Source organism: Thermoanaerobacter siderophilus SR4 (assembly GCF_000262445.1).
In the GTDB taxonomy this organism is placed as follows: Bacteria; Bacillota; Thermoanaerobacteria; order Thermoanaerobacterales; family Thermoanaerobacteraceae; genus Thermoanaerobacter; species Thermoanaerobacter ethanolicus.
In genome coordinates this window covers 2,190,816-2,214,210 of the sequence record NZ_CM001486.1, presented here as the reverse complement: position 1 = coordinate 2,214,210, position 23,395 = coordinate 2,190,816, and the positions used below count along the sequence as shown (strand labels likewise).

The following is a 23,395-nucleotide window of genomic DNA, read 5'->3' as shown; positions in this document are numbered from 1 at the left end:
AGCCCCCATTTTAAAAGTATTCGCCTAACATTTCCCTTATCCTTTTAATAGCTTTTGTATGAATTTGTGATATTCTAGACTCTGTTAAATTCAAAATTTTGCTTATGTCTTTGTAGTTTAAATCTTCATAATAATACAATGTTATAACTAATCTTTCCTTATCTGGTAAACTCTCAATAGCACTTGCTAGCTTTCTTTTTAGTTCTTTGTACAATACTTCTTCTTCTGGATTTTTTAATTCTACATTTGAAATAGCATGTAATTTAAAATTATTTTCAATAGCTTCCTCTAAAGAGTTAATGTTAGAAACATTGATATAGCTTAAAGTCTTTAAAACATCTGTTTCATTTAAGCCGCAAGCTTCTGTTATTTCTTCAACTGTAGGTTCTCTATTATATTTTTGTTGAAGTGTTTCTACGGTTTCTTCTATTTTTTTGTACTTCTTTTTGAGGCTTCGAGGCATCCAATCTTTTCTTCGCAAATAGTCTATTATTTCTCCTCTTATTCTTAAAGTAGCGTAAGTTTCAAATTTTACACCTTTACTAGGCTGATATTTTTCAATTGCATCGATAAGGCCAATTACTCCTTGATTTATTAAGTCTTCATATTCAGATTGAGTAATATCAGAAATAATGAGTTTTTTAACAATATGTTTGACAAGTGGCATATACTTGATTATTATTTCATTTCGTAAATTTGGGTCTTTATTAGAATTATAAGTTTTCCATATATCCTCCTCCGCTAATGACATACAAAATTCCCCCAATTTTTAAATATATTTTATTCCATAACCAATAGTTTTAACTAATAGTCTTCCATCCTCAGAATAAAACTCAATAGTTCTTCCATAATTTCCACCTATATCTTCCGCAACGATCGGTATACCAAGTTTTCCTAGTACTTCTTTAGTAGCAACTGCGTTTCTTTCTCCTATGTTCATAATGTCAGAATTTATCTTAGAAGAAAACATTTGCGCTCCTCCAGCAATTTTGCTAATTAACCTTTTGGGATTAGCACCCAATTTTACCATCTCTTCAATCAAAACTTGGATACCGGTATCGGCAAACTTAAGTTTATTAGAATTATCAGATATTTTGTTACTATAAGGTAACATAATATGTACTAGACCTGATATTTTTGTAATTGGGTCATAAAGAACAATTCCGACACAAGACCCCAGCCCAATAGTTGTAAGAATTCCTGGGCTTTGTGTGACCTTTGCATCTGCCATTCCAACCCTGTAAATCTTATTTTCCATTCACTTCAACTCCAAGCGCTTTTAGTATTAAATCAAAAGAGTTAATATCTGGTATTAAGAAGAAATCACCTTTTATAAGTTTTTCTCCCTCTATAAATTGGGTCTCAATAAACAAAATTTTATCAGAAATTTCTCCATATTTAATAGCCGGAACACTCAAAATTGCTCCTGCCATATCTATACTTATTGCGGGAGGTGAAATTTTCATATTTAAAGAAGTAAGAGTAGATAATGAGGCTACATAGCTACCCGCCATAATATTTCCTATTTCTTCTAAAGCGGATTTTTCTAACTCATCAAATTCTTCTTTTACTTCCAATCCCATGAGGCTCCAAATAAGAGAAGCAGCGCTTTTTATATCAAGTGCAAAAAGAATATTACCCTTTACATCTCCATCTAGATCGAAATAAATACCAACAATGATCGTATCAGCAGAGCCAAATATATCTGATACTTCTTGAAAATCTAGAATTTTTACCTTTGGCACTTGCATGTCCACTTTTTTGCCAATCATTGTTGAAAGAGCAGTTATAGCATTTCCTGCTCCAATATTTCCTAATTCTTTTAAAATGTCTAAGTACATTTCATTTAATCGGTTAATATCCACATTTCTCACACCCTGACATCTAATAATTTTTTTAAATCTAAAATGAGAAATACCTTATCTTTAATTTTTCCTACTTTGCTGACGAATTTTCCAAATTCGTCAGAAGCCTCATTAAAAACCAAGTTATCAATATCTTCTTCTGCAATATCAACCACTTCATTAGCATTATCTACAATCATGCCTACTAACATATCGTAAGCCTTTAAAACCACAATTCTTGTATCTTCATCGTACTTTTTTTCTGGTAAACCCAATTTTGCTCTTAAAGAAATCACAGGAATTATTTCTCCTCTTAAATTTATAACGCCTTTTACATGACTTTCAGTCTGAGGAACTCTTGTTATAGGCATTACTTTTTCTATAGTCTGCACTTTTTCTATGTTTATTGCATATTCTTCCTCATCAATTTTGGCGATAACATATAGGCTCAAAATTCTCCCTCCCTGTTAAAACAAATTGTTGGCATCGACAATCAAGGCCACTTGGCCATCTCCCAATATTGTAGCTCCTGCAATAACTTTGACATTAGAAAGATACTTCCCTAATGGTTTTATGACTATCTCTTGCTGACCAATTAATTCATCTACAGTACAGCATGCTAAATTTTCGCCTTTTTTGATAATTACACACACCAAATTTCCATTATTAGAAATCTTTTTGGTTTCTAATACTTCATTTAATCTTATTATTGGAATTACCTTTCCTCTAAAAAGAACTACTTCCTTTCCTTGAACATTGTGTATTTCTTCCTCTTTTTTATGAACTATTTCTGAAATTGAATTAAGGGGAATTGCAAATTTTTCATCTCCTACTTTTACTAATAAAGCTTGTATAATTGCTAAAGTAAGAGGAAGTTTAATTATAAATTTTGTTCCCTTATTTATTTCTGATAATATTTCAATTGAGCCGTTTAAGGATTCGATTTTATTTTTTACTACATCTAATCCTACGCCTCTGCCAGAAATATCTGTAACTTTGTCAGCAGTGCTAAAACCTGGCCTAAATAAAAGGTCTAAAATTTTATCTTTAGAAAGGTCATTTACTTGCTCAGCAGTGTAAATGCCTTTCTCTACTGCTTTTGCTTTGACTTTTTCTATATCAATTCCTCTTCCATCATCACTAACTTCTATTATGACATTATTACCTTCATGATAAGCTCTCAAATTAATGGTACCTTGTTCTGGTTTCCCTTTTTGCCACCTTTCTTGCGGCATTTCGATACCATGATCAATAGAATTTCTTATGAGGTGAACTAAAGGGTCACCGATTTCATCTATAACAGTTCTATCTACTTCTGTATCTTGTCCATACATATTGAGAATAATTTTTTTGCCTAACTCGTAAGATAAATCCCTTACCATTCTTGGGAACCTATTGAATACTCTTTCAACCGGTACCATTCTTACCTTCATAACCGCGTCATGTAAATTAGTAGTTATTCTTTCTAAATATTCAATAGCACTTACAGTTTCAGAGTTTTTATTATCTGCCTCTAACCCTTCAAGGCGGGTTTTTATGATTATAAGCTCACTTACTAAATTCATTAAATTATCCAATCTGTCTATATCTACTCTTACACTTTTTGAAGTTTTATTATTGCTTTGAGATTTTTTTATGTTCTCAAAACTTTGAGATTGTGAAGAAGATACCTCTTTGACAAATCTTTCCCCTTCTTTATTTAAATCAATGTTTATTAGTTCCACTTCCACGTTGTTGACCTCAGCAATAGACAATAATCTTTTTTCAATACTTTCTTTATCCTCTTTTGTAATGATGTGAACAGTGAAACTATCCTCAAATTTTTCATCTTCAATGTCTTCTACAGAGGGAGAAGAATTTATTATGTCTCCTATTTCATCTAAACTATTAAAGATTATAAAAGCACGAGCTGATTTCATAACACACCCTTTGTCAATATGTACTGTTATTTTATAGGCTTTGTAATTATCTTTTGCTGCCTCTCTTATTATATCTTCTTCGTATACATTTAGTAGAGTATCGCTCCCAGAAGCATCATTTTCCTTTTGTACAATATTTTCTTTGTTTCCAGATTTAGAACTAACACCTGAAAGTAAAAATATCAACTCATCAATAGGTACATTATCTTCTCCTGTTTGTGATATTGAATCCAGCATTTCACTTAAAGTATCTACACACTTAAAAAGAATATCCATGATTGCATGAGAAATATGCAATTGACCATTTTTTACCTCTTGTAATACATCCTCCATTTTATGAGCTAATTTATTCATGTTTTCAAAGCCCATAGTAGCAGCCATGCCTTTTAAAGTATGGGCAGACCTAAAAATCTCATCGATTACTTGCCTATTTTCAGGGTCATTTTCCAAAAGCAATAAATTGCTATTTAAATTTTCTATATGCTCTTGTGATTCTTCAATAAATATATCGATGTATTGATTATTTTCCATAAAATTCCCTCACCTTCTCAATTATTTCTACTGGAATTTTATCCAAAGGAAGAACTTTATCAACAAATCCTGTTTTTATAGCGTTATAAGGCATTCCTTTCGCTAAAGAAGAATTGATATCCTGACATATAATAAAACTTCCTCTCTCTTTTAAAAACTTAAGTCCTTTCGAACCATCACTTCCCATACCTGTCAAAATAACAGCTATTATGCAAGCATTTATTTGGGAAGCACTTATGAAAGTAGCATCAATGGAAGGTTTATAAACAGATTCAAAATCAGTAGAAAGTTTAATTTTTACTTTATCATTCTCTTCAATTAATAATAAATTTTTATCGCCAGGTGCGATATAAGCTACATTTTTCAAAATTTCCTCTCCATCTACTGCTTCTTTTACTTTGAGATTACAACTTTGGTCTAATCTTTCTGCCATCATTTTAGTAAACTTTTCTGGCATATGTTGTACTACAATTACTGAAGCAAAAAGGTCCTTTGGTAAATTTGTCAATATATATTGCAGTGCTTTAGGCCCCCCAGTAGAAGCCCCAATTATAACAAGACAATCATTTTTCATAAATCATTCAATCCCTTTTTGTCTACTTTTTCTCTGTTCTTCAAAGATATAGCTTATAATTTTTTCTCTTACTTTTTCATCAATGTCCACATAACAGAGACCAATTTCATATCCTTTTTCTAATAATTCTTCATATCTCACTACTTTTCCGCTTACTGTTATCTCTTGGTCTAATGTAAAAACACAATTTATGATAGTCCCTACCTCTAATTTTTTATCTACCTTACATCTTAATCCTCCACCGCTTATATCTTGAATAAGGCCTTTATAAACCTTATCTTCTTCTCCACCACTAATAGTATAAGTAAAGGGAATCACTTTTTCTAATCTAAAATACTGTCTCCTTTGCAATCTTTCTACACTGCTTATAGGCATTATTTCTAAAAGAGCAAGTTTTCCAGAAAATCTATTTAAAACCTTGGCATAAAAGGTAAATAAGCCTTGTTTTGTAAAATAAATTATTTGAACTATTGAACCTATTCTCACAGGAACTAAATGTCCACTGTATACTGGAGTATCAATTAATATAGTTCCATTTTTAGAAATATCCTGTACTTGAGATGAGTACATATTTTGACCATTGTTTAACCCTAATCTTAATTTCTGCCCTGGTTGTAAATTTATCTGATTCATCTAAATCCTCCTCTATTTATAAGTCTAGAAAAAATACCCCACAACCCCTTGTTTTCTATAGGAGGAGGTTGATTAGCTATTTGAGCTGCAATTTGCAATATCCTTTTTGAGGTTTTACTATTTTCATATTTAAGGACAATGGGATGTTGCTCAATTATACATTCCATCATCTTTTCGTCATTTTCCAAATAACCCAAATCAATCAAAGGAACGCCCAAATAGTTTTTAACTACTGCTTCAAACCTCTCATAAATTTTTTTGTATTCATTAAAATTTTTTACCTTATTTATCAGCACATTAATCTTTTTATCTTCACCTACCAGTGAATACTTAATAAGAGTATATGCATCCATAATAGACGTGGGTTCAGGAGTTACTATGAGTAAAACTTCATCGGCCGCTTTTAAAAAATTGCTAATTACGTTATTGAGCCCTGCACCCGTATCTATAATAATAAAATCGGAATAATAGTCTAAAATTTTAATGTTGTTTAGAAAAAGGCTTAAATCTACTCCTTCATTGATAAGGTTGAAATCTCCACCAGAAGATATGTATTTTATGCCTAAAGGTCCTTCGCTTATGACTTCTGTTATCATTTTGTTGTTGTATAAAACATCTAATAAAGTATACTTAGAAGTAACTCCTAATTCAATTTCGACATTTGAAAATCCCAAATCTGCATCAATAATCGTAACATTATAGCCCAATTTTTTAAGCCCCAAAGAAAGATTTACTGAGATACATGTTTTGCCAATGCCGCCTTTTCCGCCTGTAATTGTAATAACCCTGCTTCTTTTTATTTTATTTTTTTGGGAAACCAATTTTCTTAAACTTTCAGCCTGGTCCATCATATACTAATTCCCCTTTACTATACTTGAGGCGATAATTTCACTTCCTGCTAAAGTTATATCATCAGGAACTATTTGTCCATTTGTAAAATAAGAAATTGGCCGCCCTGAATAATAAACAGCATTTAAAATGGAACTATAATTATCGGTTTCATCTAATTTTGTAAAAATTAATTTATAATCTCCTGCAAATTCATATCTTTTTATCACTTCCTTTAAATCTTCCGATTTAGTCGTAGCACTCAAGCATAAATAAGTTTCATCACAGTTTGCATATTTAATGAAGGTTTTCAATTCATTTATTCGCTTTTCATCTTTATGGCTTCTTCCCGCTGTATCTATCAAAACAGCATCGTACTTTTCAAGCTCTGGCTGAAGTTTATGAAGGTCAAAAATATTATTTACTACTTTTACTGGCACTCCTAAAATTTCCCCATAAGTTTTCAGCTGGTCTACCGCCGCTATTCTGAAAATGTCTGCTGTAACGAGCATTATATTTTTACCTTCATTCAATATCAAATTAGAAGCAATTTTTGCAATTGTAGTAGTTTTCCCCACTCCAGTAGGTCCAATGAACAAAATTTTTTTGCTTTTTTCAGTATTCAATTTTTGAGGAGGTCCCATAAAAGCCTCTATTCGTTCTTTTAAAATTTTTATTCCTTTATTATCAAGTTCATCAATTCCCTCTCCTAACAAGTGTGATACTTCCCTTTCTATCCCATAATCCATTAATCTAGAAACTAAAGTTTTTCCTTAGTTTCTGTAACCGCTTCATTTTTATTGACTGCTATAGTTTTTATCAAATTTTTAAGTTCATTTATATCATTTTTTGTAATACTTTCTTTAGGTATTACCGGTGGGTAATCTTCTACCGCTGCTACTACTTCCACTTTACTCTTCTTAAAAAGTCCTATAATCCCTCTTTCTTTAATTTTGTTTTGATGAAGTATTACAGCGTTACTTCCCATTTCCGCTTTTATCATTCTTAAAGCTTCTTGATAATCGTTAGCAATATATTTTTTAACTTTCATTTAACCTCACCGTCCCCACCGATGTAACTTCAATATTTGGTAAAAGTTCATTATATGACAAAACAGCAATATCGGGAGAAATTTGTTCTACTAACTTTCTGAGATAAAATCGAGTTACAGGCGCTGTCAGAATTACAGGTTGTCCACCCTTTAAAGTTACCTTTTTTACTAATTCATGGATACTCTTTAAAATCCTTTGTGCCGAAGAAGGCTCCAATGCTAAATAAGAACCATGTTCTGTCTGAGTTATACTAGAGGATATTAACTGTTCAACACTCGGATCTAACGTTATAACTTCAATTTTACCACCTGCAGCATATTTATTGGAAATAGTACGAGCTAAAGCCTGTCTTACATACTCTGTTAAAACATCTGTATCTCGTATAATAGGGGCATAATCAGCTAAAGTCTCTAATATGGTGACTAAATCTCTAATAGATAGCCCCTCTCTTAAAAGGTTAGAAAGCACTTTTTCTATTTCACCTATTGTTAAAAGCTTAGGAACTAATTCTTCTATTAAGGCAGGATTTGTAGTTTTTACATTGTCAATTAAACTCTGCACTTCTTGCCTTCCTAAAAGTTCATGGGCATGCTGTCTTATAATATGAGTAAGGTGAGTAGCAATGACAGAAGGAACATCTACTACGGTATATCCTCTTGCCTCAACCTTTGACCTTTCGTTTTCATCTACCCAAATTGCAGGCAATCCAAAAGCTGGTTCTCTTTCTCGAATTCCAGAAATATCTTCATCTATTTCTCCGGCAGTCATAGCCATATACCTATCAACGTATACCTTGCCTCTGGCAATTTCATTTCCTCTAATCTTTATGACGTATTCATTTGGTTTTAATTGAATATTATCTCTTAAACGAATCATTGGGACCACAATACCCAAATCAAGAGCAATTTGTCTTCTTATCATGACAATTCTATCTAACAATTCTCCACTTGCAAGAGGAATCAATTCATAACCAAATTCCAGTTCAATAGGGTCAACTTGCAATAATTCATATACTTTCTTAGGATCTCTTATATTCTCTAACTCTTTTATGTTTTCTTCTTGTTCTTCTTCTTTTACTGTTACTTTTTGAGTCCCTGCAAATCCAAGATATGCAAACAATGAACCCATTAAGATAAGTGGGAGTTTAGGTAAAAGAGGTACTAATACCAATGCGAAGAGCAACCCAGCTGCTATTTTCAGAATTCGAGGCTGATTGAAAAGCTGCTTTATTACATCCCCTCCTAAATTTGATTCAGAAGCTGAACGAGTGACAATCATTCCAGTAGCAGTTGATATTAAAAGTGCTGGTATTTGATTTACCAAACCCTCGCCTACTGTTAAAACAGTATAAGTATTTAAAGCCCTATTTATATCCATCCCCTTCATTACCATTCCAATAATGAGACCTGCAACAATATTTATAATTATAACAATTATAGAAACAATTGCATCGCCTTTGACAAATTTACTAGCACCATCCATTGCCCCATAAAATTTTGCCTCTTGCTGTATTTCTTTTCTCCTCTCACGAGCTTCTTTTTCTGTTATAAGACCTGCGTTTAAATCAGCATCTATTGCCATTTGCTTTCCCGGCATTGCATCCAAAGTAAATCTTGCTGACACTTCAGATACTCTCTCTGCTCCTCTGGTTATGACGATAAATTGTACAATTGCAATTATCAAGAAAATAATAAATCCGACAACTGGATTTCCACCTATTACAAAACTTCCAAAGGCCTGTATTACGCCACCTGCATAGGCATTGCTTAAAATAAGTCTCGTACTCGAAATGTTAAGAGCCAGTCTCAGAAGAGTAGTTATTAATAATATAGAAGGAAATATAGAAAAATCTAAAGCATCTTTTACATACATAGTAGTTAAAAGTATTATTATAGACAAAGTTATGTTAAATATTAATAAAAAGTCCATGATAACAGGTGGTACAGGAATTATTATGAGCAAGACTATTCCTACTACAAAAAGAACCACAGTAAACTCAGAGGCTTTCAAATTATCCCTCCTATTCTCCCTTTAAGCTGTAGACATAAGCCAAAACTTCAGCTACAGCTTGATAAAGCTCTGGTGGAATCATATCTCCTATTTCAGTAGACCTATACAGTGCTTGAGCCAATGGCTTATTCTCTACTATAGGGATATTTAACTTCTTAGCTTCTTCTTTTATTCTGAGGGCGATCATATCCTGTCCTTTAGCTATCACTACAGGTGCATCATTGACATTGCTGTCATACATAAGAGCAACAGCAAGATGAGTTGGGTTTGTTATTACGACATCTGCCTTTTTTAAGTCTTGCATCATTCTTCTCATAGAAACTTGTCGCTGCTTTCTTCTTATCTCTGCTTTTATCTGTGGGTTTCCTTCTGTCTCTTTAAACTCTTCCTTTATGTCCTCTTTACTCATTTTAAGACTTGTTTCATATTCTCTCCACTGGAAGAAATAATCTAACGCTCCAAGAACAATAAGTACAATTCCTATTCTAATAGTAATTCCCAAAAGTATGTTTAAAGCGTATTTTAATATATCCTGAACTGACATATCAAGAAGCATTGGTATACCTTTATATTGAGAAGCTAAAAAAGAGTACATTATATAGAAAAGAACTGCCACTTTAGCAATAGATTTAGCTAATTCTACTAATGCTCTTTTTGAAAAAATTCTCTTAAAGCCCTCCACAGGATTTAATCTTTCGAATTTAAAGGCAAGGGGCTCGGTTGTAAATACAAAGCCTACTTGAAGATAAGTTGATGCAAGAGAAACGACAAAAATCAATAAGATTATAGGCATAATTATTGATATTGCTTGCTGCAAGACGTATGTAAACAGATTTCGTATACCTACTACGTTAAAAACATCGTCATTAGCTCCAGAATAAGTATAAAGCAAATATTTTATTAAAGCCATCATTTTTCCTAAAGAAGGCATTGCAAGTATATTTACTGCCAAAAAACCTGCTACAATTACTAAAGCAGAAGTTATTTCCCTACTTTGGAAGACTTGCCCTTTTTTTCTTGCATCTTGTCGCCTTTTAGGAGTAGCTGGTTCAGTTTTTTCTTCAGCAAACAATTGTAAATTTATTTTACTCAAAACTATCACCTTGTCATAAATTTCATCAATCTAAAAATGTCAGCATTCATTCCATTAAACATAAAATCTATAATTGTCAGGTACATCGGCAACATAATAAGCAAAGTAAAGATTCCAACAAAAATCTTCGCTGGCATTCCTATCATAAAGACGTTAAGCTGAGGTATAGTACGGGAGATTATTCCCAGAGTTAAATCTGTCAAAAGAGTTGTTAAAATTATAGGAGCACTTATTCTAAAACCTAATATAAACATATCAGAGACCATTTTTGTTAAGACCTGAGACATACCAGATAAATCAAAAGCAACTTTCCCAATAGGAATTATATCAACGCTTTTAGCCAACATTGTAAATAAGGTATAATGGCCATTCATAAGCATGAAGATAAGGATTGTCAAAATATATATGAAATTTCCCATTAAAGGAACTTGGGTTTCACTATGAATGTCTAAAATGTTTACTAGTCCAAAACCCAACTGATAATCAATTAGCTGACCGGCTAAATGTATAGCACTGAAGGATATCATAGATGCCAGCCCTATCACGAGTCCAACAATGAACTCAGATATGACAACAATAAAGTAATCTAAAACATTATTTATTTGCAAATCCACTGGTCCCATGGTATCAAAAACAATTACTGCAGCAAAAAAACCTAAACCTATTTTAAAAGTAGTAGGAACATTTTTTGTACCAAAAAAAGGTGTAAGTATAAAAATGCCAAGCATTCTGACGAAAAGTAATATAAAAACTTGAACATTTTGAAGTAAATACTGAATTATATCCATTTTACATCACTTTATAAAATTATTAATATTTAAAAACAACCTTTGAGTGTAGTTGACCAAAGTAGTAAGCATCCATGGCCCAAATAGAATTAGACTTATAAGTATAGCGACAATTTTAGGAACAAAAGATAAAGTTTGTTCCTGAATTTGTGTAGTAGCTTGAAAAATGCTAATTAAAAGTCCTACCCCTAATGCTACTGCTAATAAAGGAGTAGCAACTGTTAAGGCAATAGTTAAAGCTTCTCTTCCTATATCTATAACCATTCCCGTATTCAACTTGTTTCATCTCCTATCTAAAACCTAAAATCAAAGATTTTACAACCAGGTTCCATCCATCCACCAAAATAAAAAGTAATACTTTAAAAGGAAGAGATATCAAAACAGGTGGCAACATAAACATACCCATTGACATTAAAACACTGGCGACTACTATATCAATTATCAAAAAGGGAATGTAAATTATAAAGCCAATTTCAAAAGCAGTTTTTAATTCACTGATGATAAAAGAAGGAATGACCACTCTCATGGGAAGGTCTTCTGCATTATTTACTTTAATTTTAGCTAAACTTACAAAAAGATTTAAATCACTTTGCCTTGTTTGCTTCAACATAAAATTTTTCAATGGTTTGATAGCATTTTGATACGCTTCCTCTTGAGTTATTTTTCCTTCAGTATAAGGTTTAATAGCATTATTGTTGATATCTTGCCCCACAGGAGCCATTATATACAGAGTGAGAAACAGCGCCAAACCAATTAGCACTTGATTAGGAGGCATTTGTTGAAGTCCTAACGCGTTTCTCAAAAAAGACAGCACAACTACTATGCGAGTAAATGAAGTCATCATTATCAAAATAGAAGGTGCCAAAGTCAAAACTGTCAGCAGAAGAACTATTTGTAGGCTTGTAGCTATATTTGAAGGAGCTGTTACCGATGAAACCCAATCTCCTAAATTCATTTTTGCTCACCATCTTTTTTAGACAAATATCTGTTTTTTAGCAGTTTTAATCTCTCTATTGAAATATTCAAATTTGTCACAAAATCTTTATCATTAGTTAGAACTTTTATATTTTCTTTATTTATCTCTGTAAGATAAGTTATATTGTTGTTACTCACACCTATAAGAAAAAATTTGTCTCCTACCTTCACTATATATAAACCTTTATCTCTACCTAAAATAATATAGTCTATCACCTGTAAATTAGTAGAGCGAGTATATCTTAAAGTACTTTGTCCTATAAATCGGGTTATATAGAAAGCCGCTCCAATTACTAAAAGGAAAGCAATTAAATACCATATCAATTGAAAAACATATTCTGTGCCATTAGACACTTTAAGCGCCTCACTTCAACAATTTTTTAATAGCTTCCACTACTCTATCAGGTTGGAAAGGCTTTACGATAAAATCTTTTGCTCCTGCTTGAATTGCCTCGATAACCATAGCTTGTTGCCCCATAGCAGAGCACATTATTATTTTTGCATTGGGATCCTTTGCACGGATTGCCTTTACTGCTTGTATTCCATCCATTTCCGGCATAGTAATATCCATAATAACCAGATCTGGATTTTCTTGAAAATATTTTTCTACTGCTACAGCACCATTTTCGGCTTCTACTACACTCCCTAAATTGTTTTTTGAAATAATATCTTTAATCATCATCCTCATAAAAGCAGCATCGTCAACTATCATTATTTTGCTCACAAATGATTCCTCCTCATCTTTATTCTATATTGCTAATTCTTTTGCTTTGATGAACAATATCTATAATTCTAACCCCAAAATTCTCATCAATTACCACTACTTCCCCTTTAGCTATGTACTTTCCATTTGCCAAAATATCTACTGGCTCACCTGCCAATTTATCCAATTCAATAATAGAACCTTCACTTAATTCTAAAATATCTTTTATAAGTTTTTTAGTCTTGCCTAATTCGACAGTAATAGTAAGAGGAACATCTAAAATTAAATCTAAATTTTCTTTATCTTTTTTACCTTTAGAAGAAGAATCTTCGTCAAAGCTTTGAAAAACTACAGGACTTACATTGACTTTCTGTTCTTTCTTGGTAACTTTCCCCCCTGGTGATATATTATTAGCTGTTTCGACAATCTTTTCATCATTTTCTATTATAACATTAGAACTCTCTTCTTGGAAAGTCACTTCTGATGGTTTTTCTTCATTTTTCGACAAAACACTTTGCACTAGTTCCTTAGCAAAATCAAGAGGCAAAAGCTGCATAATTTCACTATCGATTATTTCTCCTACTTCCATTTTAAAGGCAATTTTTACTACATCGCCTTCCGGAAATGAAATATCTGTTGGCAAAGAGGCAGTAAAATCAACAATAAAAGCTTTAGGCGGTGAAATATTTATAGTTTTATTGAGAAGGGTAGAAAGGGAAGTAGCAGCAGAACCTATCATTTGGTTCATGGCTTCTCCTATTGCACTTAAATGCAGATCAGTAATTTCTCCATCTTCTACTTTTCCTTCTCCCCCCATCATCAAATCTGTCATTTTAAGTACATCTTCTTTTTTTAAAATAAGAAGGTTATGACCTTTTAGTCCTTCCGTGTACTCTACTTCAACACCCACGTAAGGAATATTAAATTCCTTTTTCAACTCTTCCCAAGATAATACTGAAACTTTTGGAGTAGTAATAGTAACTTTATTTCTCAATAAAGTATATAAAGTAGTGGCTGAAGTGCCAAAACTTATATTTCCAATTTCACCTAATATATCTTTTTCTTCTTCTGTTAATTCTTTTAAATTTGCAACTTGGTTTTCAGTAGATTCCTCCGTTAATCCCTTTAATAGTGCATTTATTTCTTCTTGTGATAAAAAGTCATTCACTTTCTTCATCTCCTTTGTAAATAACTTCTGTTATTCTTACACTGTATTTGTTATTTTTGATGCCAGGTATACCTCTGAATTTGACTTTTTTATCGATTATTATGTCTACGGGCTCTTTGAAATGTTTATCTAACATAATTATATCTCCTATTTCAAGCTCCAAAAATTCTTTTACAGTAATGGTTGTAGAACCAAGTTGAGCAGTAAGGGGTATATAAGTTTTGCTTATTTTACTCTTTATAAGTTCCGGATTTACCTTATCTTCTTTTTTCATGCTAGAAAACCAAAATTTCGTCGTTAATTTGGGTACAATAGGTTCTAATGTCAAATGAGGCATACAAAAATTCATTATTCCTTCTGTTTCATTGATTTTTATAGATAAAGTACACAAAGCTACAGTCTCATTAGGAGATATTATTTGAGCAAACTGCGAATTAGTTTCCACTCTTATTAAAGAGGGATTAATATCTAATATATTACTCCACGGTTCCTTGAAAAGTGGAAGTATTTGTTTTACAATTTTAGTCAAAAGGCTAATCTCGATCTCAGTGTAATCCCTATCCAAAAGCTCGCCTTTTCCCATTCCCCCCAAAATTCTATCAAGTATTGCATAAGTAGTATTATTATTAAATTCCAAGAGAAAAGGGCCTTCTAAAGGAGCTGCATCAATAATAGCAATGAAAACTGGATTGTTTAAAGAATTACTAAACTCATAATAAGTCAGCTGGTCAACAGAGACCACTGTAACATTTACTATTGTTCTCAAATATCCTGACAAAAAGGAAGTTAGAGACCTTGACAAATTTTCAAAAATCATTTGAAGAGTTCGCAGTTGTTCTTTTGAAAATTTATTAGGCCTTCTAAAATCATAATTTCTTATCTTTTTACTTTTAGTTTCTTCTGCTTTTTCAATTTCTTGGACATCTAACCCACCTGAACTAAAAGCTTTTAATAGTTCATCTATCTCGCTCTGCGATAATATTTCAGCCAAAAGCCCCCCTCCTCCCTATTGAACAATAAATTCATCAAAATATACATTTACAATTTTTCCTTCACCTATTATTTTATTTATCTCATTTTTTATATCGTTTTTTAACTTCTCCTGTCCTTCAGGCCCTTCCACATCTTGTTCTGTTTTTCCTCTTAAAATTTGGATTATCAAATCTCTAATCTGGGGATTCCTCTCTTCTAAGGTTTTTAAAATATTTTTATCTGCAACTTGCAACTCTATTGTTGCCTTGACAAATTTTCCGTCTCCCTTTAAATTAGTTATAAATTCTCCGCCAGGAGAGTAATTATAATAGGTGATTTCTTTAGGTTTGTTAGTAAATGCAAAATTATTAAAATATACGAAAGCAATACCAAACGATAAAACTGCCGCAACTACTGCTATAAGAATCGTCTTTGTATTCATTCTAACACCTCTTTAGTGAAAATTTTTTGCTTATATTCTATGACTCTTTGTATAATTTCCTCTGGCGTTTCTTTTACAACTATTTTTTTACCAGTGGTAAGGCTTATGACCGTATCTGGTGTTCTCTCTATGAATTCAATTAACTCAGCGTTGACAATGAATTCTTCATTATTAAGACGGGTAACATAAATCATAATTTTCCTCCATTACATCTGCTGGGCACAAAGCCCAGCAGACTATAATTATCTCTTCATATTAACAAGGTCTTGCAATATTTCATCAGAGACAGTTATAACTTTCGCATTAGCTTGAAAACCTCTTTGAGTTACAATCATATCTGCAAATTCATTAGACAAATCTACATTAGACATCTCTAAGGTTCCAGGATTTATAGAGCCCCTTGTACCTGTACCAGCTGCTCCTATCATTGGTTCTCCTGAGTTTACTGTATTAATAAACATGGTATTTCCTATCTTCTCTAATCCCATGGGGTTTTGAAAATCTGCAATAGCAATTTGCCCAATTATCTGTCGGCGACCATTGGAATATATACCTGATACAACTCCATATTTGTCTATGTTAATGCTCTCCAAAGAACCCGCTTCATTTCCATTTTTACTAAGTTCTCTCAAATCGGTCTCACTTGAGAACATAGTAAGTTTTGAAAGGTCAAGTGAAACAGGACCAATAGTTGCGTTTGTCATATTACTATCCATATTAAAAGTCAGGGTACCAGTTGCAATTCTATTTCCACTTTGATCTGGCGCAATTTTCCCCTCAGAATCAAAAGTAAGAGTACCTGTACCATCGATAGATGAAATTGCTGGATCAGAAGAGGATACTTTCCAATCCCATGAATTTGCCCCTTTTCTAGTAAAAGTAATTGTAGCTACATGACTTCCTCCTTGAGAATCATATACAACGATATTATAGCTTATATCTGCATCTATTGCTGTTGAAGCATTTAGATTTCCTCCTATTTCTAATTGTGTAGTCGCTACCGGGTCTATGCTTGACCAATTTTTAAGGCTTATTGGCACTAAATTTCCTGTATCAGTGTTTACTGTTTTCCCATCTGTTGACATCCAACCCAAAACTTTATATCCATCAGGTGTCACTAAATCTCCATTAGAGTCAAAGCTAAAGTTTCCTGCCCTTGTGTACAAATTTGCTCCTCCATTGGAGACAATGAAAAATCCATTTCCATCAATTGAAAGGTCTGTAGGATTATCTGTTCTTTGAGCACCGCCTCTTGTAAACAACGTATCAATTGAAGCTATAGCTACTCCCAGACCAATCTGTTGAGGATTAGTTCCACCGCCATTTCCTTGAGGCGCAGAAGCCCCTTTTATCGTCTGACTAAATATTTCTTTAAAAGTCATTCTGCTGGCTTTATATCCAACAGTGTTGACATTTGCTATGTTATTTCCTATTACATCCATCCTTGCTTGATGAGCTTTCAACCCTGAAACTGCAGAATACATTGACCTTAACATTTTTTCTCCTCCCTTTATTTTCGGTGCTGCTCGCTTTCTCTGTCAGTCAAAAGCGATAAGCCCCCTCGTTAAGGTCCGGCTTAAATTATTACAGCACCGTCTATATTTGTAAAAACACTATCTTTTAACATTTCTCCATCCATTGCCGTTATAACCGTCTTAGACTTTAAATTTACTACAAAGGCTTTGTTATCTATTATGATTAGAGAATCCTTTATTCCTTTTTGGTTAGCTTTGTTTACTGCCTCCAAAAGCTTTTGATATTCTTTCTGCGTAATTTTAACATTTCTCATTTCCATCCTCATAAGTGAATGCTTTGAAAATTTTAGTTCATCAATTTTTTCATTTAAAACTTCTTTGAAGGCTGTAGAAGTCCCATTGTTACCTGCTACTCTCTGGGCTAAGTAATTGACATTTAGGTTTTGAGGGATTTTCACTATCTCAGACATTTTATCACCTCATTCTGAAACAGCTGTCACAGCATCCACTGGCACATCTATGCCGTTCACTTGTAAAAAGTATTCTCCATTTTGCTTATAAACAACATCTACTTTTCCTGTCACAGTTTGAGAATTCCCATTATTGTCAGTAATGGTAGCATATATATTTTTGCCTATCAAATTTATAGCTCTTACCGCATTAAAGCTGCTATTCATGTTTTGCATTTGTTCTAACGTTGAAAACTGTGCCAATTGTGCAATAAATTCTCTATCATCCATTGGATTTAAAGGATCTTGATTTTTTAGCTGGGTGACTAAAAGTTTTAAAAAATCATCCTTTCCCAATTGGTCTTTTGATGTTGTTACTCTGTTAGTGTAAACAGTTGTAATATTGTAATTAGTATTTATATCCACAATATTCCCTCCTTTCTACGCTTTTACGTCAATATGGTCTTGTGAAATCTGATAATTTTGTTGTGGCAGATCTATCTCTTCTGTTTGTGGAAGTTCATAAACTAAGTAATTGACATATCCTTTTTGCATATTTTGCTGCTTTGATGCATCGTTAAAACCTTGCTGGCCATTGTATTGAGAAGTAAATTGCATATTTTTGTCTACTGTCACATTAAAACTATCTATTTTAATTCCTTTTAAATCTAACTGACTATTTAAAATTGCTAAATTAGATTCAATCTGATGTTTTAACTTCTCGCTGTCTGTTATTATGGTAGCGATGATGTTACCATCTATAGATTTAAGGTTAATTTGAAGTTTCCCTAAAAATTCTGGTTTTAATTGTATACTAATAGTCGAAGAAACTTCATTTTTTGAAAGAATTACGTTGTTTATTATTTGGTCAAAAATTTGAATTTCAGGTTTTTGATGGAATTTAGAGTTTTGTTGTATTAATTGATTATCAAAGATTTTTGTGTCGTGTTTTAAAAATGCAAAGTCATTTTGTTGAAACGACTGATTTTGCTCAAAATCTCCGTCTTTCTTAATTGCAAAGAATTCGTTATTTGAATTTGATGGTAAATTTTTTGATTTTGTACTGTTATCCTTACTGACTGTACTCAAAAGACGCTGTGAATTTAATTGAGCCAAATTCTCATCTTCTTCTTTAACTTGTGTCAAATTATTTTTTCCTTCTTTAGCATTAGAGGATTGTAAACGAGAAACGTACATATCTGATTCTTGTACTTTCGCAATTTCCCCATCAGGATTTTTATTTTTATAGAGACTTAAAATTTCTTCAAAATTGCCGGTTTTAATAGCGTTAGCTATTGTATCTGATTGCAATTTGATGCCGAAGTTTTTCTCTAAAAGTTGGCTAATTTTTTGAGAGATTTTGTCAATATCCAAATTTTTGCCTTGAAAAAAATTCTGCAGCAGTTGTCCCACTTCTTTTTGAAAAACTCTAACCAATTCCTGAGAGCCAACTGACTGTTGTTCGCCCTCCCTCATTTGTCCTGTTACGTTTAAAGTATTTATTAAGTATTGCAGCCAATTAAAAACATCTTTAATCAGCGTATCTTCTATATCAGCAAATTTTGCATCTTGACCTTCTTCGATGTTTTTATCTTTCTCGATTTTGGAGGACAGAGTTTCACCATTTTCTTTAACAGCTAACTGCAATTGTTGATTTAACACTTTTGAAAATTTAGGAGGACTATCTCCTTTGGTAGCTAAGTTTTTTTGTGAATTTGTAGCTGCTTTGATTCCATCAGGTTTTACATTCACTACTGCAAATGGCAACAATTCAGTATCAAGTAGTATTCCACTCAATCCCTCTCACCTCCTTTCTAAGGAATCATTGTAGCATTTTTTAAAAGAATATTAGTTATTTTAGCTGCTTTATCTGCTTTTAATGACTCTAATATTTTTGATGCACTGTCTTTATTCATGTAACTTAATATTTTTATTACATCTTCATCTGACATGTTGTTAAGAATTTGAGCTGCATTTTGAGGATCCATGTTTTGATAATAAGTAGCTATATCTTTTAAACTAGCTTGCTTATTTTCTAACTGTTGTTTTAAAGTACTACTTTCATTCTGTATTTTCTCTAATTCTGCTTTTAAAGCATTAATCTGGTCATCTTTTTCTTTTAACTTAGCCTCATAGTCAGCAATTTGTTGTTCCTTTGCTTTTAATTCATTAGTAAGTTTTGCTATTTCTGCATTTTTGTCCTGAACTGATGGCTGAGAAATCAAGCCTTTTAAAATCGGAACTTTTGATAACTGTTTTGTTAGATAGGTTTGACTTCCCCCTATATTAAAGTAAATTATCGCAGCCATGCCCCCTATAATCACCAGCAAAAGTATTAAAAATATTAGCCTCGTTTTTGGCCGCTTTTTCACTTGTGTTTCTTCATTTTGCATATGGTTATCCTCCTAATAGGATTTAGCTACTCTAAAACTTATCTGCTCATCTATCACCTTATTTTGCTCTAAGTTCAATAGATATTGATATTCAGTGAATTGCTTTTCTCTTAAATTCTCCAATGCCTTTTTTTCTTTAGAAATCTTTAAAAGATTTTCTCTTACTAAGTCAGCATCTTTTTCTAATTTTTTTATAAGATTTCTCTTGTCTTCAATCATCTGTTGTATTTTTCTTACATAAGCATCAGACTCGGCTATTTTAAGAGCTGTAGTCCCTTTACTTATTTCATCTTTTCTCTCTTCTAAAACATCATTGAGATGCTTAGTCAGATTATGTAATTTTTCCTTTTGTAAATTTATTTCTGCCATAATTTTAGACAATCTCTCTTTTTCTATCTTCTCTGACTGTTCTTTCAAATTTAATACCGGCTGCAAATTAAATTCAAATTTTTTCATGTTTATCACCTTTTAATAGATTCGTATAAAAGTTGTTTTGTAGTTTCAAAGTCATAAGATTCGTCTATTCTCTGCCTTAAGAAACTATTCATTTTTTCATTTAGCTCAATAGCTTCATCAATTTTAGGATTACTGCCAAGATTATATGCTCCTATATTTATTAAATCCTCCGCTTCTGTGTAAGTCGCCAAAATATCTTTAAACCTCGCTATTAGTTCTTTATGTTCTTCTGTAATTATGTCATTTATCACCCTGCTAACACTTGCTAATACATCAATAGCAGGATAATGGTTTTTATTAGCCAGTTTCCTTGACAAAACTATGTGCCCATCGAGTATACCCCTTACTGCGTCAGCAATTGGCTCATTCAAATCATCCCCATCTACTAGCACAGTGTAAAGAGCTGTAATAGAGCCTTTTTTAGAACATCCAGATCGCTCTAAAAGCTTAGGTAAAACTGAAAAGACAGAAGGAGTATAACCTCGTGAAACAGGAGCTTCCCCTATAGAAAGCCCTACTTCTCTTTGAGCCATGGCAAAACGAGTTACTGAATCCATCATCAAAAGAACATCTAACCCCTGGTCTCTAAAATATTCAGCTATAGCAGTTGCAGTCATAGCGCCTTTTACTCTTATAAGAGCTGGAGTATCAGAAGTAGCTACTACAACTACAGATTTTTTTAAACCTTCTTCCCCTAAATCTTTTTCTAAAAATTCATTTACCTCTCTTCCTCTTTCTCCTATAAGAGCTATTACATTTAAATCAGCTTTAGCATTTCTTGCCATCATACCTAATAACGTACTTTTTCCTACACCACTTCCTGCAAAAATACCAATTCTCTGCCCTTTGCCGCAAGTAAGTAGTCCATCTATCGCTTTTATACCAAGAGGAATGACTTCTCTAATTCGCTTCCTTTCTAAAGGATCAGGCGGCACATTATTAATAGGAATAGATTTTTCAAATTTTATCGGTCCTTTGCCATCTATAGGATTGCCCAAACCGTCTAATACCCTTCCAAGAAGTTCATTTCCTACGTTAATTCTAAGTGTTTGACCTGTAGCTATCACTTTGCTGCCTGCTCCTATTCCCTCCATATTCCCTAAAGGCATGAGATACACTTTTTCTTCTTTAAAACCTACAACTTCTGCCAAAATTGTATTTCCGTTAATAGTCTTGATATTACATATTTCTCCTATGTTGGAAAGAGGCCCTGTACTTTCGATTGTTAATCCTATTACTTGAGAAACTTTTCCATAATATTGAATTAGCCTTTTTTCTTGAAGAACTTTTTTATATTTATCTAACATATTACTCATTTAGCACACCCACAAATAAGTTTTTTAAAGCTTTAAGTTGTGTACTAACACCAGAGTTTATCACTCCAGAATTTGTTTCAATTACACAATCTCCTTTTTTTAATGATAAATCTTTTAAGATATTTACATCATCTAAAAACTCTATGTCTTTAAGAATTTTGTCTTTGTTTTTAATACAGTGTTCATAATCCTCTTCACTAACCCTTACCGTGACTTTGTCAAAAGCATTGTAGTTTTCCATTCCTTTTTTGATGAGGTTCAATATTATGTCTTTGTCCTCTTCCACATATTTACCTACAATTTTTTCTACCGCATGCAAAATTACATTTACAATATCATTTTCTGCTTCTTTATACATTCGTTGTTTTTCTTTAATAATCTCTTCTTTAATAGTCTTTGCTTCTTCTATTATAGCTTTAGCCTCTTCTTCTCCTTTTTTGTATCCTTCTTGATATCCTGCAGTATATCCAGCTTGATAGCCCTTTTCTTTATACTCTTCTTCAATCTTCTTAGCTTTTTTCTCTACTTCTATTAAGATTTTTTCTACATCTTCCTTAGTCTTCCTAAGTATCTCTTGCTGGACTTGTCTCGCCCTTTCTATTATTTTCTTTGCTAAATCCGCACTTTCTTTTTTTATATCCTCTCTTTGTTCTCTCAATTCAATTACTTTCTCCACTTTTTCTTTGTAATTGCCATTTTCCACAATTCTTAAAACCACGGGAGAGGAAAGATTTATTTCCCGTTGCTTATATATCCTATACAATAATTTCGTCCCCTCCTCCTCGTGATATTACAATCTCTCCTGCATCTTCTAATTTTCTTATGATATTTACAATTCTTTGCTGTGCTTCTTCTACATCTTTTAATCTTACAGGTCCCATATATTGTATGTCTTCTTTTATCATATCAGCAAGTCTCTTAGACATATTACTATAAATAACTCTTTGAACTTCCTCACTGGAACCTTTAAGTGCAAGAGCAATATCGTGATTGTCTACTTCTCTCAATACTCTCTGTATAGATCTGGAATCCAATGTAACAATATCTTCAAATACAAACATCCTCTTCTTAATTTCTTCTACTAACTCAACGTTTATAGTCTCAAGAGTATCCAAGATATTTTTCTCTGTACTCCTATCTACAGAATTTAGTATATCTACAATTGTCTGAATACCGCCTGAAGAAGTATAATCTTGTGTAACCAAAGAAGATAGTTTTCTTTCTAAAATCCTCTCAACTTCTTTTACTACTTCAGGAGAAGTGCTCTCCATTGTCGCTATTCTCATAGCCACTTCTGCCTGTAAGTTTTCAGGTAGTGATGATAAAATTGCTCCTGCTTGTTGAGGTTTTAAATAGGACAAAATCATCGCAATAGTCTGAGGATGTTCGTTTTGTATAAAATTTAAAACTTGAGATGGATCCGCTCTTCTTATAAAATCAAAAGGCCTTACTTTTAAAGAAGAAGTCAATTTATTGATAACTTCAAAAGCTTCTTGAGCACCTAAAGCTTTTTCTAAAACTGCTTTTGCATATTCTATTCCACCTTCTATTATGTACTCTTGCGCTACGCACATGTTATAAAATTCATCTATAACTTTTTGCTTCTCTTCAGGAGTAAGATTTCGTATACTAGCTATTTCCAAAGTTAATTGTTCAATTTCATCTTCCCTTAAATGCTTATATATTTGAGCTGAAAGGTCAGGGCCTAATGCAATCAAAAGCATTGCGCTTTTTTCCCTACCTGTAAGTGCACCTCTCGCCACAATACCACCAC

28 protein-coding genes and 1 pseudogene are annotated in these 23,395 nt (G+C 32.6%); all 29 read right to left on the bottom strand.

Features of this window, described 5'->3' with window-relative positions:
- Positions 1–10: 10 nt before the first annotated feature.
- Positions 11–751 carry a FliA/WhiG family RNA polymerase sigma factor gene (locus THESIDRAFT1_RS10885; RefSeq protein ID WP_004396198.1) on the bottom strand — a complete coding sequence of 247 codons (741 nt, stop codon included), beginning with the start codon at positions 749–751 and terminating at the stop codon, positions 11–13.
- An 18-nt stretch (positions 752–769) separates the two neighbouring features.
- The gene (locus THESIDRAFT1_RS10880; RefSeq protein WP_003869149.1) at positions 770–1,258 is read right to left on the bottom strand and encodes a chemotaxis protein CheD; all 489 of its coding nucleotides are present in this window, start codon (positions 1,256–1,258) and stop codon (positions 770–772) included.
- Positions 1,248–1,865, bottom strand: coding sequence for a chemotaxis protein CheC (locus THESIDRAFT1_RS10875; RefSeq protein WP_039929373.1), 618 nt, complete (start codon positions 1,863–1,865; stop codon positions 1,248–1,250). Before THESIDRAFT1_RS10875 ends, THESIDRAFT1_RS10880 begins: the two co-directional genes overlap by 11 nt.
- A 5-nt stretch (positions 1,866–1,870) precedes the next feature.
- Positions 1,871–2,296, bottom strand: a complete 426-nt coding sequence (locus tag THESIDRAFT1_RS10870; protein WP_006570401.1) for a chemotaxis protein CheW — start codon at positions 2,294–2,296, stop codon at positions 1,871–1,873.
- A 15-nt stretch (positions 2,297–2,311) separates the two neighbouring features.
- Positions 2,312–4,294 carry a chemotaxis protein CheA gene (locus THESIDRAFT1_RS10865; protein ID WP_003869152.1) on the bottom strand — a complete coding sequence of 661 codons (1,983 nt, stop codon included), beginning with the start codon at positions 4,292–4,294 and terminating at the stop codon, positions 2,312–2,314.
- Positions 4,284–4,868, bottom strand: a complete 585-nt coding sequence (locus THESIDRAFT1_RS10860; protein ID WP_003866725.1) for a CheB methylesterase domain-containing protein — start codon at positions 4,866–4,868, stop codon at positions 4,284–4,286. The genes THESIDRAFT1_RS10865 and THESIDRAFT1_RS10860 overlap by 11 nt, the downstream gene beginning before the upstream one ends.
- Positions 4,869–4,871: 3 nt before the next feature.
- The gene (locus THESIDRAFT1_RS10855; protein WP_003869153.1) at positions 4,872–5,501 is read right to left on the bottom strand and encodes a flagellar brake protein; all 630 of its coding nucleotides are present in this window, start codon (positions 5,499–5,501) and stop codon (positions 4,872–4,874) included.
- Positions 5,498–6,352, bottom strand: coding sequence for a MinD/ParA family ATP-binding protein (locus THESIDRAFT1_RS10850; protein WP_003869154.1), 855 nt, complete (start codon positions 6,350–6,352; stop codon positions 5,498–5,500). Before THESIDRAFT1_RS10850 ends, THESIDRAFT1_RS10855 begins: the two co-directional genes overlap by 4 nt.
- A gap of 3 nt (positions 6,353–6,355) precedes the next feature.
- Positions 6,356–7,380: pseudogene (locus THESIDRAFT1_RS10845) on the bottom strand (flagellar biosynthesis protein FlhF).
- The gene (flhA, locus tag THESIDRAFT1_RS10840; RefSeq protein ID WP_003869156.1) at positions 7,370–9,391 is read right to left on the bottom strand and encodes a flagellar biosynthesis protein FlhA; all 2,022 of its coding nucleotides are present in this window, start codon (positions 9,389–9,391) and stop codon (positions 7,370–7,372) included. Before flhA ends, THESIDRAFT1_RS10845 begins: the two are co-directional and overlap by 11 nt.
- A 10-nt stretch (positions 9,392–9,401) precedes the next feature.
- Complete coding sequence (gene flhB / locus THESIDRAFT1_RS10835) at positions 9,402–10,493, bottom strand: flagellar biosynthesis protein FlhB (RefSeq protein WP_006570400.1); 1,092 nt, start codon at positions 10,491–10,493, stop codon at positions 9,402–9,404.
- Positions 10,490–11,272 (bottom strand): flagellar biosynthetic protein FliR, encoded by a 783-nt coding sequence (fliR, locus tag THESIDRAFT1_RS10830; protein ID WP_006570399.1) that lies wholly within the window; start codon positions 11,270–11,272, stop codon positions 10,490–10,492. The genes flhB and fliR overlap by 4 nt, the downstream gene beginning before the upstream one ends.
- A gap of 6 nt (positions 11,273–11,278) precedes the next feature.
- Positions 11,279–11,548, bottom strand: coding sequence for a flagellar biosynthesis protein FliQ (gene fliQ / locus THESIDRAFT1_RS10825; protein ID WP_003869159.1), 270 nt, complete (start codon positions 11,546–11,548; stop codon positions 11,279–11,281).
- Positions 11,549–11,561: 13 nt separating this feature from the next.
- Complete coding sequence (gene fliP / locus THESIDRAFT1_RS10820) at positions 11,562–12,227, bottom strand: flagellar type III secretion system pore protein FliP (RefSeq protein WP_003869160.1); 666 nt, start codon at positions 12,225–12,227, stop codon at positions 11,562–11,564.
- The gene (gene fliO, locus THESIDRAFT1_RS10815; protein WP_003869161.1) at positions 12,224–12,601 is read right to left on the bottom strand and encodes a flagellar biosynthetic protein FliO; all 378 of its coding nucleotides are present in this window, start codon (positions 12,599–12,601) and stop codon (positions 12,224–12,226) included. Before fliO ends, fliP begins: the two co-directional genes overlap by 4 nt.
- Positions 12,602–12,611: 10 nt before the next feature.
- A complete protein-coding gene (locus THESIDRAFT1_RS10810) occupies positions 12,612–12,971 on the bottom strand; it encodes a response regulator (RefSeq protein ID WP_003866715.1) in 360 nt (119 codons plus the stop codon).
- A 19-nt stretch (positions 12,972–12,990) separates the two neighbouring features.
- Complete coding sequence (gene fliY / locus THESIDRAFT1_RS10805; RefSeq protein WP_006570398.1) at positions 12,991–14,118, bottom strand: flagellar motor switch phosphatase FliY; 1,128 nt, start codon at positions 14,116–14,118, stop codon at positions 12,991–12,993.
- Positions 14,111–15,109 (bottom strand): flagellar motor switch protein FliM, encoded by a 999-nt coding sequence (gene fliM / locus THESIDRAFT1_RS10800; RefSeq protein ID WP_003869163.1) that lies wholly within the window; start codon positions 15,107–15,109, stop codon positions 14,111–14,113. Before fliM ends, fliY begins: the two co-directional genes overlap by 8 nt.
- Before the next feature lie 15 nt (positions 15,110–15,124).
- Positions 15,125–15,532, bottom strand: a complete 408-nt coding sequence (locus tag THESIDRAFT1_RS10795; protein ID WP_003869164.1) for a flagellar basal body-associated FliL family protein — start codon at positions 15,530–15,532, stop codon at positions 15,125–15,127.
- Positions 15,529–15,726, bottom strand: a complete 198-nt coding sequence (locus THESIDRAFT1_RS10790) for a flagellar FlbD family protein (protein ID WP_003869165.1) — start codon at positions 15,724–15,726, stop codon at positions 15,529–15,531. The genes THESIDRAFT1_RS10795 and THESIDRAFT1_RS10790 overlap by 4 nt, the downstream gene beginning before the upstream one ends.
- Before the next feature lie 48 nt (positions 15,727–15,774).
- Entirely contained in the window at positions 15,775–17,028 is a 1,254-nt protein-coding gene (gene flgF / locus THESIDRAFT1_RS10785) for a flagellar basal-body rod protein FlgF (RefSeq protein ID WP_003869166.1), read from the bottom strand.
- An 80-nt stretch (positions 17,029–17,108) separates the two neighbouring features.
- A complete protein-coding gene (locus THESIDRAFT1_RS10780) occupies positions 17,109–17,477 on the bottom strand; it encodes a TIGR02530 family flagellar biosynthesis protein (RefSeq protein ID WP_003869167.1) in 369 nt (122 codons plus the stop codon).
- A 9-nt stretch (positions 17,478–17,486) separates the two neighbouring features.
- Complete coding sequence (gene flgD, locus THESIDRAFT1_RS10775) at positions 17,487–17,882, bottom strand: flagellar hook assembly protein FlgD (RefSeq protein ID WP_003869168.1); 396 nt, start codon at positions 17,880–17,882, stop codon at positions 17,487–17,489.
- A gap of 15 nt (positions 17,883–17,897) precedes the next feature.
- On the bottom strand, positions 17,898–19,253 hold the full coding sequence (locus THESIDRAFT1_RS10770) for a flagellar hook-length control protein FliK (RefSeq protein ID WP_006570397.1): 1,356 nt from the start codon (positions 19,251–19,253) through the stop codon (positions 17,898–17,900).
- Positions 19,254–19,270: 17 nt separating this feature from the next.
- Positions 19,271–19,849 (bottom strand): MotE family protein, encoded by a 579-nt coding sequence (locus tag THESIDRAFT1_RS10765; protein WP_003869170.1) that lies wholly within the window; start codon positions 19,847–19,849, stop codon positions 19,271–19,273.
- A gap of 12 nt (positions 19,850–19,861) precedes the next feature.
- Positions 19,862–20,305 (bottom strand): flagellar export protein FliJ, encoded by a 444-nt coding sequence (gene fliJ, locus THESIDRAFT1_RS10760; RefSeq protein WP_006570396.1) that lies wholly within the window; start codon positions 20,303–20,305, stop codon positions 19,862–19,864.
- 5 nt (positions 20,306–20,310) lie between these two features.
- Positions 20,311–21,621, bottom strand: coding sequence for a flagellar protein export ATPase FliI (fliI, locus tag THESIDRAFT1_RS10755; protein ID WP_006570395.1), 1,311 nt, complete (start codon positions 21,619–21,621; stop codon positions 20,311–20,313).
- Positions 21,614–22,384 carry a FliH/SctL family protein gene (locus THESIDRAFT1_RS10750; RefSeq protein WP_003869172.1) on the bottom strand — a complete coding sequence of 257 codons (771 nt, stop codon included), beginning with the start codon at positions 22,382–22,384 and terminating at the stop codon, positions 21,614–21,616. Before THESIDRAFT1_RS10750 ends, fliI begins: the two co-directional genes overlap by 8 nt.
- The gene (gene fliG / locus THESIDRAFT1_RS10745) at positions 22,377–23,384 is read right to left on the bottom strand and encodes a flagellar motor switch protein FliG (protein WP_003869173.1); all 1,008 of its coding nucleotides are present in this window, start codon (positions 23,382–23,384) and stop codon (positions 22,377–22,379) included. Before fliG ends, THESIDRAFT1_RS10750 begins: the two co-directional genes overlap by 8 nt.
- Positions 23,385–23,395: the final 11 nt, after the last annotated feature.

Coding starts and splice junctions, on each gene's coding strand:
- THESIDRAFT1_RS10885 (WP_004396198.1), bottom strand. CDS start 751: ATGTCATTAGCGGAGGAGGATATATGGAAAACTTATAATTCTAATAAA.
- THESIDRAFT1_RS10880 (WP_003869149.1), bottom strand. CDS start 1,258: ATGGAAAATAAGATTTACAGGGTTGGAATGGCAGATGCAAAGGTCACA.
- THESIDRAFT1_RS10865 (WP_003869152.1), bottom strand. CDS start 4,294: ATGGAAAATAATCAATACATCGATATATTTATTGAAGAATCACAAGAG.
- THESIDRAFT1_RS10860 (WP_003866725.1), bottom strand. CDS start 4,868: ATGAAAAATGATTGTCTTGTTATAATTGGGGCTTCTACTGGGGGGCCT.
- THESIDRAFT1_RS10855 (WP_003869153.1), bottom strand. CDS start 5,501: ATGAATCAGATAAATTTACAACCAGGGCAGAAATTAAGATTAGGGTTA.
- THESIDRAFT1_RS10850 (WP_003869154.1), bottom strand. CDS start 6,352: ATGATGGACCAGGCTGAAAGTTTAAGAAAATTGGTTTCCCAAAAAAAT.
- fliR (WP_006570399.1), bottom strand. CDS start 11,272: ATGGATATAATTCAGTATTTACTTCAAAATGTTCAAGTTTTTATATTA.
- fliP (WP_003869160.1), bottom strand. CDS start 12,227: ATGAATTTAGGAGATTGGGTTTCATCGGTAACAGCTCCTTCAAATATA.
- THESIDRAFT1_RS10795 (WP_003869164.1), bottom strand. CDS start 15,532: ATGAATACAAAGACGATTCTTATAGCAGTAGTTGCGGCAGTTTTATCG.
- THESIDRAFT1_RS10790 (WP_003869165.1), bottom strand. CDS start 15,726: ATGATTTATGTTACCCGTCTTAATAATGAAGAATTCATTGTCAACGCT.
- flgF (WP_003869166.1), bottom strand. CDS start 17,028: ATGTTAAGGTCAATGTATTCTGCAGTTTCAGGGTTGAAAGCTCATCAA.
- THESIDRAFT1_RS10780 (WP_003869167.1), bottom strand. CDS start 17,477: ATGTCTGAGATAGTGAAAATCCCTCAAAACCTAAATGTCAATTACTTA.
- THESIDRAFT1_RS10765 (WP_003869170.1), bottom strand. CDS start 19,849: ATGCAAAATGAAGAAACACAAGTGAAAAAGCGGCCAAAAACGAGGCTA.
- fliJ (WP_006570396.1), bottom strand. CDS start 20,305: ATGAAAAAATTTGAATTTAATTTGCAGCCGGTATTAAATTTGAAAGAA.
- fliI (WP_006570395.1), bottom strand. CDS start 21,621: ATGAGTAATATGTTAGATAAATATAAAAAAGTTCTTCAAGAAAAAAGG.